A 13,426-nucleotide genomic window follows, 5' to 3' on the forward strand; every position below is an offset into this window, starting at 1 on the left:
CAACACGCCCTTGACAGGCGACGTCGGCGCGCGGGAGTGGGGACGAGATGACCAGACATGCCAGCGTGTGGTTCGCCGGACCGGATGGGCCGACCTACCCGGCCCTGGACACCGACCTGGATGTCGATGTCGCGGTGGTCGGCGGCGGCCTGGTCGGCCTCACCACCGCACTGCTCGCCCAGCGCGCGGGCCTGCAGACCGTCGTACTCGAGGCCCGTCGGCTCGCCTCCGGGTCCTCCGGGCACACCACCGCCAAGGTCACCACGCAACACGGCCTGATCTACGCCGAACTCGCCAAGCGGCACGGCTGGACCGCCGCCGGTCAGTACGCCGCGGCCAACTCGGCCGGCATGGAGCTGGTGACCGACCTGGTGGAGCGGTCCGGCATCGACTGCCAGCTGACCCGGGCGCCGTCCTACGCGTACACCCTGGACGAGGCGCGCGTCGGCGAGCTCGAGGCCGAGGTCGCCGCGGCCACCCGAGTCGGGCTCGATGCCACCCTGGCCGACACCGCCGAGCATCCTTTCGACGTCGCGGCCGCCGTCCGCTTCGACGACCAACTGCACTTCCACCCGGTCCGCTACCTGCGCGCGGTCGCGGCCGCCGCGGTCGAGGCCGGTGCCGGCATCCACGAGTCCACCCGGGTCACCGACGTGTCCGAGGGGCGCGACCACACGGTCACGGTGACCACGTCCTCCGGTGTGGTCCGGGCCCGGCACGTCGTGATGGCGACCCTGCTGCCGCTGGGCATGATCGGCGGGTACTTCGCCCGTACGCGGCCGCAGCGGTCGTACGGCCTGGCCGCGCGGCTGCGTGGTCCCGCACCGACCGCGATGGCGTTGTCGGTCGACCAGCCCACCCGGTCGACGCGGCCGTGGCTGGGCCCCGGCCCGAACGGCATCGTCGTCGTCGGCAACGGCCACGAGACGGGCGCGTCGGAGGTCGACACCGAGGAACAGGTCCGCGACCTGGTGGAGTGGACGCGGAAGGTGTTCGACGTGGAGGACGTGGAGTACACCTGGTCCGCGCAGGACTTCACCACCCCCGACCACATCCCGTACGTCGGAGCCGCGCCCGGCCACCATGCGGTCTGGGTCGCCACCGGGTTCGGCAAGTGGGGGCTGAGCAACGGGTCCGCCGCCGCGATGATGCTGGTCGACGCCATGTCCGGCCGCTCCAACCCGTGGGCGCCGGCGTTCGACGCCCGCCGGATCGGCGACGTACGCGGAGTGGTCAGGACGGTCACCGACAACCTGCATGTCGGCAAGGAGTTCGTCGGCGGCTACCTCGGTACGCCCGAGTCGCGGACGCTGGACCAGGTGCTCCCGGGAACCGGTGGGCTGATCCGGGTGGGCGGACAGGCGATGGGCGTCTACCGCGACCCGGCCGGCAACCTGCACGGCGTACGACCGACCTGCTCGCACCTCGGCTGCCGGCTGCACTGGAACGCGGCGGAGACCAGCTGGGACTGCAACTGCCACGGGTCCCGCTTCGATCCCGACGGTGCCGTCCTCACCGGCCCGGCGACCAGCCCGCTCCAGCCGCGCGACCCGGAGGCCACGGTGAACGCCCACCGGGACGAGGACGCGGAGGGCGACGACCCGGAGACGACGGACGCGGAGGGCCGGAGCAGCGCGTGAACCACCGATGAGTTTGCCCACCCCCGGGTGTCGGTACGGGAGAGCGTGATCCTCCCGACTCCGCTCACCGACCCCGGAGGTGCCCAGTGGTCCCCGACAAGCTCACCACCTGCCTGTGGTTCGACGGCCAGGCCGAGGCCGCGGCCAACTACTACGTCTCGATCTTCAAGAACGCCTCGCTCGGCAGCATCGACCACTACAGCGAGGCCGGACCCGGCGAGGCCGGCTCCGTCATCACCGCCGAGTTCGAGCTGAACGGCCAGCAGTTCGTCGCGCTCAACGGCGGCCCGCAGTTCAGGTTCACCGAGGCGATCTCGTTCCAGATTCCGTGCGCGGACCAGGACGAGGTGGACTACTACTGGAACCGGCTCAGCGAGGGCGGGGAAGAGGGCCCGTGCGGCTGGCTGAAGGACCGGTTCGGGGTGTCCTGGCAGGTCGTGCCCACGATGCTGCCCAAGCTGCTGACCGACCCCGACCCGGAGCGGTCGAGGCGGGCGTACGAAGCGATGTACACCATGCACAAGATCGACATCGCGGCGATGGAGAAGGCCGTCGCGGGCGGCTGACCCGCGGCCCGTGCGACCCCCCCGGGTCCTCTCGGTCTACTCCCCGGACACGGCCATCTCGCCGAGTTCGGACCAGTCGTCCCCGGGCACCTTGAAGTTGACGATGCGCGGCGTCTGGGCGAGATGGGGCGGCAGCGTCCGGCGTGCCTCCTGGAAGTGCGCCGACTGCACGTGCGCCGCGCCCGCGTCGTCGTCGCGGAACGCCTCGACCAGGACGTACTCCGTCGGGTCGTCCAGGCTGCGCGACCAGTCGAACCACAGGCAGCCGGGCTCGCTCCGCGTGGCCTGGGTGAAGTCGGCGACGATCGCGGGCCACCGGTCGGCGTCCTCGGGCCGTACGCGGAACTTCGCGGTGATGAAGATCATGGGTCGCCTCCCCGTGTCCGGTTTCTCCGTCACGCCACACCGTAGCGGGAGGGCCCGGCAGGGGAAGACGCCAGTAAAAGTGGTGCGCGATCCTGGTCGGGAAGTGTCCGGCCGGCCGCGTCGGCCTCGACGTCAGGGGTGAGCGGTGCCGAACCCCGGCGCCACGCCGAGAGGGAGTGAACCCGTGAAGTACATGATCCTGACGTACGCCTCACAGCAGGACTACGACGGCATGGCCGGCAAGGGCGGGGACCAGCCGGCCTGGTCGGAGGAGGACTTCGCCGCGATGGGCGCGTTCATGGAGAAGTTCAACGCCGACCTCGCCGAGTCCGGTGAGCTGGTCGAGACGCGTGGCCTGGACGCGCCGGTGCACACCCGGCGGCTGGGGTCGAGGGACGGCCGGCCGGTGGTGACGGACGGGCCGTACGCGGAGACCCAGGAGGTGCTCGCCGGCTACTGGATCGTGGAGTGCGACAGCTTCGACCGGGCGACCGAACTCGCTGCCCGGCTGGCCGACTGCCCCGGACCGGAGTCGGTCCGGGCCACCGCGTACGCCGACGTCCGGCCGGTGGTGGAGTCCAGGTCCGAGCTGGAGGCGTGAGCGGTGACCGAGGTCGAGGACCTGCTGCGCACGCTGGCGCCGCGGGTCCTCGGCGCGGTCGTCCGGAGGTACGGCCACTTCGACACCGCCGAGGACGCCACCCAGGAGGCGCTGCTGGCCGCCGCCACCCGGTGGCCGGTCGACGGCGTACCGGACGACCCGCGCGCCTGGCTGGTCACCGTCGCCGCGCGCCGGCTCACCGACCTGCTGCGCAACGAGCAGGCCCGGCGACGGCGCGAGGACACCGTCGCCTCATGGGTGTTGCCCGACCAGTGGCTGACGCCGCCCGCCGACCGGCCCACCTCCGACACCGACGACTCGCTGATCCTGCTGTTCATGTGCTGCCATCCGGCGCTGTCGGCGGAGGCGCAGATCGCGTTGACGCTGCGCGCCGTCGGCGGGCTGACCACGGCCGAGGTGGCTCGAGCGTTCCTCGTCTCCGAACAGACCATGGCCCGCCGGATCGGCCGGGCGAAACAGCGCGTCCGCGACAGCGGCGTGGCGTTCGGCATCCCGGCCGGTGCCGCACGCGACGACCGGCTGGCCGCTGTCCTGCACGTGCTCTACCTGATCTTCAACGAGGGGTACGCGAGTACGTCCGGGCCCGACCTGCACCGCGTGGAACTCGCCACCGAGGCGATCCGGCTGGCCCGGATGGTGCACCGGCTGCTGCCGGACGACAGCGAGGTGGCCGGGCTGCTCGCGCTCATGCTGCTCACCGACGCCCGGCGGGCCGCACGGGTCGGGCCGAACGGCGAGCTCGTCCCGATGGACGAACAGGACCGCGGCCGCTGGAACGCCGACCAGATCGCCGAGGGGGTGGGTCTGGTCACCGCCGCGTTGCCGCGCGGCCACACCGGGCCGTACCAACTGCAGGCCGCGATCGCCGCGCTGCACGACGAGGCCCCGCGTGCCGAGGAGACCGACTGGCCGCAGATCGCCGCGTTGTACGGCCTGCTGCGCAAGCTCTCCGACAACCCGGTGGTCGCGCTCAACCACGCCGTCGCGGTGGCCATGGTGGACGGTCCACGGGCCGGTCTTTCGCTGGTCGGGGCGCTGGAGTCCGACGGGCGACTGGCCGGCGACCACCGGCTGCACGCGGTCCGGGGACACCTGCTGGAACGCGACGGTGATCCGGCCGGGGCCCGGGCGGCCTACCTCGCCGCCGCGGACCGTACGTCCAGCCTTCCGCAGCAGCGGTACCTGCGCGCCCGCGCCGCCCGGCTGCCCGACGTCCAGGCGTGACCTGCACCGTGCTGTCGGCGGCGTCGCCTACGCTGCGGTCATGACGTCGGAGGAGACGCGCGAGGGCGTGTCGCTCACCAACCTCGACCAGCCGCTGTTCGACGGGGCCGGGGCGACGAAGCGCGACCTGGTCGACTACCTCGACGTGGTCGGTGACCGGATCATCGCCGAGCTGGCCGGCCGACCGCTGTCGGTGGTGCGGGTGCTGCGCGGGCAGCCGCCGTTCATGCAGAAGAACCTCCCGAAATACACCCCCTCGTGGGTGCGCAGCGTCTCGGTGTGGGCGGAGGCGTCCAAGCGGGAGATCCGGTACGCCCTGTGCGACGACCGCCGGACGCTGCTGTGGTTCGGCAACCAGCGCGCGATCGAGTACCACCCCACGCTGTCCCGTGCCGACAGCGTCACCCACCCGACCGCCCTCATCCTCGACATCGACCCGCCGGAGGGCGACGACCTCGCCGCGGGGTTCGGCCTGGCCGTCGCGGCGGCGAAGCTGGTCCGGCAGGCGCTGGCCGACGCCGGGCTGGCCGGAGCGGTGAAGACCAGCGGCGCCAAGGGCCTGCACGTGGTCGTCCCGCTCGCGTCGGGGCAGGACGTGTGGGACGTCGCGGCCGCGACCCGGGCGCTCGCCGTGCGCGCCCAGCGGCTCGATCCGTCCGTGGCCACCACCGCGTTCATCCGCGAGGACCGGGCCGGGAAGGTGTTCCTCGACTCGACCCGCGCCGGCGGGGCCACGGTCGTCGCGGCGTACAGCCCGCGCGTCCGGCCGGGTGTGCCGGTGTCCTACCCCGTCGGCTGGGACGTGCTCGACGACATCGCACCGGGTGACTTCACCATCCACACCGTGCCCGAGCTGATCGGCGCGGGTGACCCGTGGGCCGAGCAGTTGCCGGCACCTCAGACCCTGCGTGCCGACCTCGTGGCCGAGGGGCACACGATCCCGGTGGCCCGCGTCCAGGCGATGCACGAGGGCAAGCGCCGCGCCCGTGCTCGGCGCGGGGAGTCCACCTAGCCTACGGCGGTGTCGCGGAGCTCGGCCGGCAGCGGTTCAGCGTGTACGACGTGCAGGCTGGTGACCGCCCGGGTCAGCACGACGTACAACCGCGCCATCCCACGCGGCTCGGCCGCCACGATCCTGGCCGGCTCGGCGACCACCACCGCGTCGAACTCCAGTCCCTTGGCCAACATCGCGGGTACGCACACCAGCCGGGCCGTCTCCATCGCGTCGTCGGCGCTGCCGAGCAAGGCGGACGGGAGATTCCTGTCCAACAGGCCCGCTCGCAGTTCTGCGACGTCAGCGTCCGCCGCGATCATCGCGACCGAGCCCTCACCGGCCAGGGCGTTCCGGCAGGCGTCCGCGAGACTGTCAAGGAAGCCTTGCGGATCGGGGGATGCGGCGGGACGGGCGGAACTGATCCGCAGCGCGTCCGGCAGGGAACGGATCCCTGTCGGCCGGCCCAGGGCGGGCGCGATCGTCGGCAGCAGCCGGGCCGCGAAGTCGATGATCTCGCCCGGCACCCGGAATCCTCGTTCCAGCTCGACCAGCCGGGTCCCGGGCATCTCCAGGTGCTCGAAGACCTGCTCCCACGAACCCGTCGTCCACGCCGACGTCGCCTGGGCGAGGTCGCCCAGCACGGTCGCGGAGCCGGTACGGCAGCGCCGGCCGAGTGCCCGTAGCTGCATTGCCGACAGGTCCTGCGCCTCGTCCACGACCAGGTGACCGAGGGAACCTGCCCGGCGTTCGATCAGGTCGGTGAGCTCGTCGAGCAGGACCAGCTCCGCCGGCGACCACTTCGCCGACTTCGCCGACCGCGGGGGCTTGGCCCAGGCCAGCTCGGCCCTCTCGTCCTCGGCGAGGTCGGCGCCGGCCGCGGCCGCGAGGAACGCGGCGTCCGACAGCAGCCGGAACAGCACCTGCTCCGGCGTCACCTTCGGCCACACCTGGTCGACCAGCGCCTTCACCGGCCGCGACCGGGCCACGGCGTTCTGAACCCTGTCGTCGGGTGACTCGCCGCGGCGTTCCATCAGCACCAGCACCTCGTGTGCGATCCGCTGTGCGAGCGAGTTGCGTCCGGGTGCGTAGCGGGTCGCACCGCGCAGCGACTCGACGATCTCCTGGACGGCGTAGTCGTGCACGCGGTAGCGGTTGGCTCCCTTGGTGTAGAGGATTCCCTCGGTCGGCGTACCGACGTGCAGCCACAGCGCGCGCAGCAGAACGGCCGCCATCCGGGCGTCGCCCTTGAGCTGCTCGGCCCGCGGGTCCCCGGTGACCGTGCCGGCAGCGCCGGCGGTGCCTACAGTGCCGGGCTGGCCGAGCAGCTCTTCTACGGTGGTCTGGCGTACGTCGACCTCACCGAGGGCGGGCAGCACCTTGCGGATGTAGGACAGGAACGAGCGGTTGGGCCCGACGATGACGACGCCGCCGCGGCTGAGGCGTTCGCGTTCGGTGTAGAGCAGGTAGGCGATCCGGTGCAGCCCGATCGCCGTCTTGCCGGTGCCCGGCGCGCCCTGAACGCAGATGGACGGCTGCAGGGGCGCGCGAACCAGGTCGTCCTGCTCGGGCTGGATGGTGGCCACGATGTCGCGCATCGGTCCGGTACGCGGCCGCTCGATCTCGGCCCGCAGGAAGGCGTCCGCCTCGGTGCTGCCGGCGTCGATGGCGTCCGAGGCCGTACCCGTGCCGTCGAGGATCTCGTCGTCGTAGGCGGTGAGGTCGGCCGCGTCGGAGAAGCCGTAGCGACGGCGCCGGTGGACGTGCTGCCGGTCGGTGCGGGTGGCGCGGTAGAAGGGGACCGAGACCCGCGCCCGCCAGTCGATGACCAGCGGCGCACCCGCCTCGTCGTGGACGTGCCGGCGGCCGATGTGGATCCGGTCGGCCGCCTCCGCCACGGTCCCGGCGTCGTAGTCGATCCGGCCGAAGAACAGCGGCACGTCGGGCAGGTCGACCAGGGACTGGGCGCGCAGCCAGCGGGCGCGGAGGTTCGACTCGTTGGTGAAGCGTTCGTCGTTGTCCTCGCCACCGATCAGCGGGGTCTCGGTGGCCACGACGTCCGCGTGCATGCGGCGCAGAGCCGCGCGGGCGGTGTCCAGGAAGGCGCGCTCGGTCCGGAGTTCGGGGTCGGGGTCGTGCGGTCGGTCGGGTTCGGCGGGTTGCGGCTCGTGCGGCCGGCCGGCCGGCGTGGTGACGTACTCGATCATCAGGACCTGGGCTCCTCTGGTCGTGAGGACGCGTGGGGAGTTGGGCGACCACGTGCTTGACGCGGCCGCATCTGCCGAGACGACGAAGAGATCGGCGGCCATCGACGAGGGTCCCGCCCCGGAAGAGGTCCGGTTCGATTCGATCCTTCGAGGATTACTCGAGAGCCACCCAGGAAGCCCGGTGACGCTACCAGGGCGGTTGCCGGTGCGCCAACGGTTATTCGCGCCCGGCCGATGGGTAGCTCGCACTGTGGCGGACAACTCCAGCTCCGTCGGACGCGGCGTACTTCTGTCGGGGCTTCGGTCAGGCACCAGGGTGAGTTGGTCCACGCACGCGCGCACAGCGAACTCGGCCCGGTGGCAGCCCTCCCGGAGACGGTTCCTGGGTATCGGGGGAGGCGGCGCCGCCGCGGTGCTGCTCGGCACCGGGGTGTTCGTCGAGAACTCCGTGACGTCGGTCCCGCTCGGGGGTGCCGACCCCTTCACCCTCGGCGTCGCCTCCGGTGATCCGGCGCCGCACGGTGTGGTGCTGTGGACCCGGCTGGCGCCGGAGCCGCTGGCTCCCGACGGGAGCGGCGGGATGCCGCCGAGGCCCGTGCGGGTGGAGTACGAGGTGGCCGCCGACGAGCGGTTTGCTCGCGTCGTCCGGGGAGGCCGGGTGGTCGCCACTCCCGAACTCGGCCACTCGGTGCATCCGGAGATCGCCGGCCTGGAACCCGACCGGGTGTACTACTACCGGTTCCGCGTCGGCGGGGCGCTCTCCCCGATCGGGCGGACGAGGACGACGCCGCCCGTCCCGTCCTCGCCGAGGGAGCTGACCTTCGCGTTCGCCAGCTGTCAGACGTGGCAGGACGGCTTCTTCACCGCGTACGACCATCTGGCGCGGGAGGACCTCGACCTGGTGGTCCATCTGGGCGACTACATCTACGAGCACGTGCCCGACCGCGACCGGCGCGGGGAGATCCGGGAGTCGGCGCTGCGCACCGAGGTGTTCGACCTGCCTGGGTACCGGCTGCAGTACGGCCTCTACAAGTCCGAGGCGCCGCTGCGGGCCGCCCATGCCCGCTTCCCGTGGATCGTGACGTTGGACGACCACGAGGTGGAGGACGACTGGGCCGGCGACCATGCCGGGACCACTCCGGTGCCGAGCGCGGACCCGGTCGCGTTCCGCAGGCGCCGGGCGGCGGCGTTCCAGGCGATGTACGAGAACCAGCCGATGCGGCTCGCACAACTCCCGTCAGGGCCGGCGATGCGCCTGCACCGGCGGTTGTCGTACGGGCGACTGGTCGACCTCACCATGCTGGACACCCGGCAGTACCGCGACGACCAGCCGTGCGACGGTGGGAGATCGGCCACCTGCCCCGAGCGGTTCGCGCCTGGCCGGAGCATCCTCGGCGCCCGGCAGCGTGAGTGGCTGCTGAACGGGTTCGCGACCTCGCCGGCCCGGTGGCAGGTGCTCGGCAACCAGGTTCCGATGGGGCAGGGCGACCTCGACCCCGGCCCGGCCACGGAGGTGTCGCTCGACCCGTGGGACGGCTACGTCGCCGAGCGCAACCGCGTGCTCGGCGCCGCCCGGGATCTCGGCGTACGGAACCTCGTGGTGATCACCGGCGACCGGCACCGCAACCACGCCTGGGACCTCAAGGCCGACTACTCCGACCCCGAGTCGCCGACGGTGGGCAGCGAGTTCGTGGGCACGTCCGTCACCACCCGCGGGGACGGCGAGGAGGTCGACGCGCGAGGGCGCCTGGAGCTCGCGTCGAACCCGCACCTGAAGTTCTACAACGCCCGCCGCGGCTACGTCCGGGTGCACGTGGACAGGCAGCGGTGGAGCACCGACTTCCGGGTGCTGCCGTACGTCACCCGGCCGGGCGCGCCGATCAGCACCCGCGCGACCTGGGTGGTGGAGGACCGCCGGCCCGGCGTCCAGGAAGGGTGACGGGCGGAACTCATCGCGGGAGGCGCGGGAGGCGCCGAGGTGGTCAGCGCCGGCGCGCGGCCTCCACCAGCTCGGTGCAGCCGTCGAGGAGGCGTTGCAGACCGAACTCGAACAGCGCGTCCAGGTCGAAGTCGTACTCCTTCTCGGCCAGCCGGGCGAAGGTCACCAACCGTTGTTCGGCGACGATCCGGTCGATGGCCGGCTGCTGGGTCGCCATCCACTCCTCGCTCGTCAGCCCGCTGGTCGCTTCCGCCTCCGCCTCGCTTTCCAGGTTGACGGCCGTGCCGCGCACGTAGTTGAACAGCGTGAGATGCATGGTGAAAGCGGTCTGCAGGTCGAGTCCCTCGGCGAGCAGGCCGGCGAGCACCCATTCGGTGTACGGGAGGGCGTGCGGGGTCGCCTGCGGGCGGGTGATCGACATGGTGGGCGCGAGCCAGGGGTGCCGGCGGAAGAGCGTCCACAGCGTGCGGGCCACCAGGTCGAGCCGCGGCCGCCAGCCGTCCGGTGGCTCGGCTGGGAGCGGCGAGGCCGCCAGCACCGCGTCCATCATCCGCAGCAGCAGGTCGTCCTTGTCGCGCACGTGCCGGTACAGCGACATCGTGGCGACCCCGAGGTCGACGGCCACCCGGCGCATCGAGGCGGCCGAAACCCCCTCGGCGTCCGCGATGGCGATCGCCGCCTCGACGACGCGTTCGGTGGTGAGCGTCCGGTCGGTGGCCGCGGCGGGACGGCTCTCCTGCGAGGTTCGTGCGTCGGTGGCGGGGCCGGTCGTGGTCGTCGTCCGGGTGCCCGTCCGTCCGCGCTCGGCGACCACGGTGCCGACACCGGGCACGGCCCGCACCAGGCCGAGGTGGCGGAGCTCGGTGAGCGCCTTCGTGGCGGTCGCCATCGCCACGCCCCACTCGCGGGTGATCTCCCGGGTCGAGGGAACCCGGTCACCCGGTGCGAGCTCGCCGGCCTCGATGCGGCGCCGGAGCGCGGCGACGACCTCGTGGTACCGCGACGCTGTGGACGAATCTGCCATCCGAGGGCCTCCCTCCTGTCGAGCTGTACTAGTGCACCGAGGCGGCGCTCAGCCTAGCGTTCCGGCGCCGGTCGGACTGCCGGGTCGTCCGGCCCAGGCGTGCAGATCGTGATCAGTGCACTAGTACGGCATCCTGTAGTCTCCTTGGAAGCAAGGCTTGCACTAGTCATGCGTACACCGTACAGTCACCGGCATGTCGAACAGAACCGTCCTCGTGTCCGGCGCCAGCATCGCCGGCCCCGCCGCCGCGTACTGGCTACGCAGAGCCGGCTACAGCCCCACCGTCGTCGAGCGCGCGCCGGCACCCCGGCCCGGCGGGCAGGCGGTCGACCTTCGCGGTGCGGGGCGCACCGTGATCACCCGGATGGGCCTGATGGAGCGGGCGCGCACGCTCGGCCTGGACCAACGCGGCCTCGCCCTCGTCGACAGGCGGGGCCGGATCACCGCGCGGATGCCGGCGGACAGCTTCGGCGGCGAGGGTATCGTCTCCGAGATCGAGATCCTGCGCGGCGACCTGGCCGAGCTGCTGTACGACGCAACGCTGCCGGACACCGAATACCTCTTCGACGACACCATCACCGACCTGCGCGAGGACGGCGACGGCGTGCTGGTGACCTTCGAACGCGCCGCTCCCCGCCGGTTCGACCTGGTGGTCGGCGCCGACGGGCTGCACTCGACCGTCCGCGCGCTGGCGTTCGGTCCCGAGGAGAGGTACGTCAGGCCGCTGGGCTGCTACACCGCGTGGTTCACCGTCACCGACGACATTGCGCTGGACGGCTGGTACCTCATGCACAACGCGCCCGGCGGGCTGGTGGCGTCCGCCCGGCCGGGCCGCCTGCCCGGTGAGGTGAAGGCCGGGTTGAGCTTCCGGTCCGAGCCGTTGTCGTACGACCGGCGTGACGTGCGCGGCCAGCAGGACGTCCTCGCGTCGAGGTTCGCACGCGTGGGGTGGGAGGTCCCGCGGCTGCTCGCCGGGATGCGCGCCTGCACCGACTTCGCGTTCGACTCGATCGGGCAGGTGCATCTCGACCACTGGTCCCGCGGGCGGGTAGTCCTGCTCGGCGACGCCGGCTACTGCCCGACACCGCTCACCGGTCTGGGGACGAGCGTCGCGCTGGTCGGTGCGTACGTGCTGGCCGGCGAACTCGCCGCCGCCGACGGCGACCACGTGACCGCGTTCGCCCGCTACGAGGACCGCATCCGGTCCTACGTGACGAGTGCGCAGGAGCTCCCGCCGGGCGGTGTCTCGGGGTACGCGCCGATGAGTGCGCCGGCGATCTGGGCGCGTGGGCTGTCCATGCGGTGGATGACGCGCTGGCCGATGCGGCCGGTGATCGCCCGGCAGTTCGCCAAGGCGGCCGACATCGAGCTACCCGAGTACGCCTTCGCAAGCGTGGGTTGACAGCGGTGTCCGGGAGCGGTCCGGGAGCGGTCCTCTAGTGGCCCCGACCGGCCAGGCCGGTCCCAGCCAGTCCGGTCGTGCTTCCTTGACCAGCGCGCTCCGGCGCGAGAACGATGGCGGCCGTGAGCACAACCCGCGGTCCGCAGGTGAAGGACGACGAAGCTCTGGACCGGCGGCACTGGCGGTGGGCGGTGCTCGCGTCGATGGCCGACTACATCGACGCCGGCTCGATCGTGGCGGGCTCGGCCGGCCTTGCCCTGTGGGCCAGTGCGTACAACCTGAGCAGTGGTGCGGTCGGGCTGATCGCGGCGTTCAGCTCGAACGCCATCTCCGCCGGCGTCGGCTGCCTGATCGGCGGCTGGCTGGGTGACCGGGTGGGCCGCAAACGGGTCTACCAGTGGGACCTGCTGGTGTACGCGTTCGGCACGTTGTTCGTCATCTTCTCGCCCAGCCTGCCCGGCCTGCTGGTTGGCTTCGTCATCGTCGGGCTGGCGGTCGGCGCGGACATCCCCACCTCGTGGACGCTGATCGCGGAGTTCTCCCCGGCACGGGCGCGCGGAAAGATGCTCGGGCTCACCAACGTCTTCTGGTCGCTCGGCCCGGTGCTGACGCTGGCACTCGCCTGGGCGCTCGCACCCCTTGGCCTGTTGGGGATCCGGATCGTCTTCGCGCACCTGCTGGTGGTGGCGCTGGTGACGTGGTTCTTCCGCCGCGGGATGGTCGAGTCCGAACGCTGGCGAAACGCCGGGCGGGTGGCCGGTGACGCGGTCGCGGGCGGCGCCAGGCAGGCGACGATGCGGTTGCGGGACTTCACCACTCGGGCCAATCTGCGGGCGTTCGCGTTCGTGTTCGCGATGTTCCTGCCGTGGAACCTCGTCGCGGGTACGGCCGGGTTCTTCTTCCCGTACATCCTGCGTACCGTCGGCGGCGCCGGCCAGGGGACCAGCGTGGCCCTGCAGGCGATGGGGTTCCTGATCGTGTCGATCACCACGTCGGTGGTGTTCATGCCGCTCAGCGACACCCGTCACCGGCGGCTGCTGTTCGGGATCGGCGCGGCGCTGCAGGCGATCGCGTACGGCGTGCTGTTCACGTTCCCGCTCGGGGTCACGGTCGCCGTCGTCTACCTCGTGGTGAACAACCTCGGCAGCGGTTTCGGGCAGGGGCCGTTCTTCCGGGTCTGGTCGACCGAGCTGTTCCCGACGCAGATCAGGGCGAGCTCGCAGGCGTTGCTGTACGGCGTGGTGCGGATCCTCATCGGTGGCTGGAGCTTCCTGGTGCCGGTGCTGGCGGCGACCGGATTCCACACGCTCGCGTTGATCCTGCTGTTGCTGCTGTTGCTGCTGGTCGCCAGCGGCGTGATCGGGCTGGTCTTCATGCCGCGGACGGCCGGCAAGACGCTCGAGGAGATCCAGGCCGAACGCGTGGCGGCGTGACGCAGCTTCGGC

11 protein-coding genes are annotated in these 13,426 nt (G+C 72.0%); 8 read left to right on the plus strand and 3 right to left on the minus strand.

Annotated features, from left to right (window positions below; all coding sequences use genetic code 11):
* The first annotated feature begins 47 nt into the window (after positions 1-47).
* Both F4554_RS02275 and F4554_RS02280 read left to right on the plus strand, forming a co-directional pair.
* Positions 48-1,640 carry an FAD-dependent oxidoreductase gene (locus tag F4554_RS02275; protein WP_179785831.1) on the plus strand — a complete coding sequence of 531 codons (1,593 nt, stop codon included), beginning with the start codon at positions 48-50 and terminating at the stop codon, positions 1,638-1,640.
* 86 nt (positions 1,641-1,726) lie between these two features.
* A complete protein-coding gene (locus F4554_RS02280) occupies positions 1,727-2,206 on the plus strand; it encodes a VOC family protein (protein WP_179785832.1) in 480 nt (159 codons plus the stop codon).
* A 36-nt stretch (positions 2,207-2,242) separates the two neighbouring features.
* On the opposite strand, the gene F4554_RS02285 is transcribed toward F4554_RS02280, so the two are convergent.
* Positions 2,243-2,572 carry a putative quinol monooxygenase gene (locus F4554_RS02285; protein WP_179785833.1) on the minus strand — a complete coding sequence of 110 codons (330 nt, stop codon included), beginning with the start codon at positions 2,570-2,572 and terminating at the stop codon, positions 2,243-2,245.
* A gap of 193 nt (positions 2,573-2,765) precedes the next feature.
* Between F4554_RS02285 and F4554_RS02290 the strand changes: the two genes are divergently transcribed.
* The 3 genes from F4554_RS02290 to F4554_RS02300 are packed head-to-tail and all read left to right on the plus strand — an operon-like array spanning position 2,766 to position 5,430.
* Positions 2,766-3,173: a YciI family protein gene (locus F4554_RS02290; RefSeq protein WP_202889609.1), complete on the plus strand. Its 408-nt coding sequence runs from the start codon at positions 2,766-2,768 to the stop codon at positions 3,171-3,173.
* Between the two features lie 3 nt (positions 3,174-3,176).
* Positions 3,177-4,418, plus strand: a complete 1,242-nt coding sequence (locus F4554_RS02295; RefSeq protein WP_179785835.1) for a sigma-70 family RNA polymerase sigma factor — start codon at positions 3,177-3,179, stop codon at positions 4,416-4,418.
* Positions 4,419-4,458: 40 nt separating this feature from the next.
* The gene (locus F4554_RS02300; protein WP_179785836.1) at positions 4,459-5,430 is read left to right on the plus strand and encodes a DNA polymerase domain-containing protein; all 972 of its coding nucleotides are present in this window, start codon (positions 4,459-4,461) and stop codon (positions 5,428-5,430) included.
* Here the strand turns inward: F4554_RS02300 and F4554_RS02305 are convergent.
* Positions 5,427-7,616: a HelD family protein gene (locus tag F4554_RS02305; RefSeq protein WP_179785837.1), complete on the minus strand. Its 2,190-nt coding sequence runs from the start codon at positions 7,614-7,616 to the stop codon at positions 5,427-5,429. The two genes, F4554_RS02300 and F4554_RS02305, sit on opposite strands and share 4 nt — an antisense overlap.
* A gap of 316 nt (positions 7,617-7,932) precedes the next feature.
* Between F4554_RS02305 and F4554_RS02310 the strand changes: the two genes are divergently transcribed.
* Entirely contained in the window at positions 7,933-9,555 is a 1,623-nt protein-coding gene (locus F4554_RS02310; protein WP_179785838.1) for an alkaline phosphatase D family protein, read from the plus strand.
* Between the two features lie 43 nt (positions 9,556-9,598).
* Here F4554_RS02310 and F4554_RS02315 read toward each other — a convergent pair whose 3' ends face one another.
* Positions 9,599-10,579, minus strand: a complete 981-nt coding sequence (locus tag F4554_RS02315) for a TetR/AcrR family transcriptional regulator C-terminal domain-containing protein (RefSeq protein ID WP_179785839.1) — start codon at positions 10,577-10,579, stop codon at positions 9,599-9,601.
* 193 nt (positions 10,580-10,772) lie between these two features.
* Between F4554_RS02315 and F4554_RS02320 the strand changes: the two genes are divergently transcribed.
* Positions 10,773-11,981 (plus strand): FAD-dependent monooxygenase, encoded by a 1,209-nt coding sequence (locus F4554_RS02320; protein ID WP_179785840.1) that lies wholly within the window; start codon positions 10,773-10,775, stop codon positions 11,979-11,981.
* 122 nt (positions 11,982-12,103) lie between these two features.
* Positions 12,104-13,414 (plus strand): MFS transporter, encoded by a 1,311-nt coding sequence (locus F4554_RS02325; protein ID WP_202889104.1) that lies wholly within the window; start codon positions 12,104-12,106, stop codon positions 13,412-13,414.
* Positions 13,415-13,426 lie beyond the last annotated feature (12 nt).

Source organism: Actinopolymorpha rutila, from assembly GCF_013407855.1.
Lineage (GTDB): Bacteria > Actinomycetota > Actinomycetes > Propionibacteriales > Actinopolymorphaceae > Actinopolymorpha > Actinopolymorpha rutila.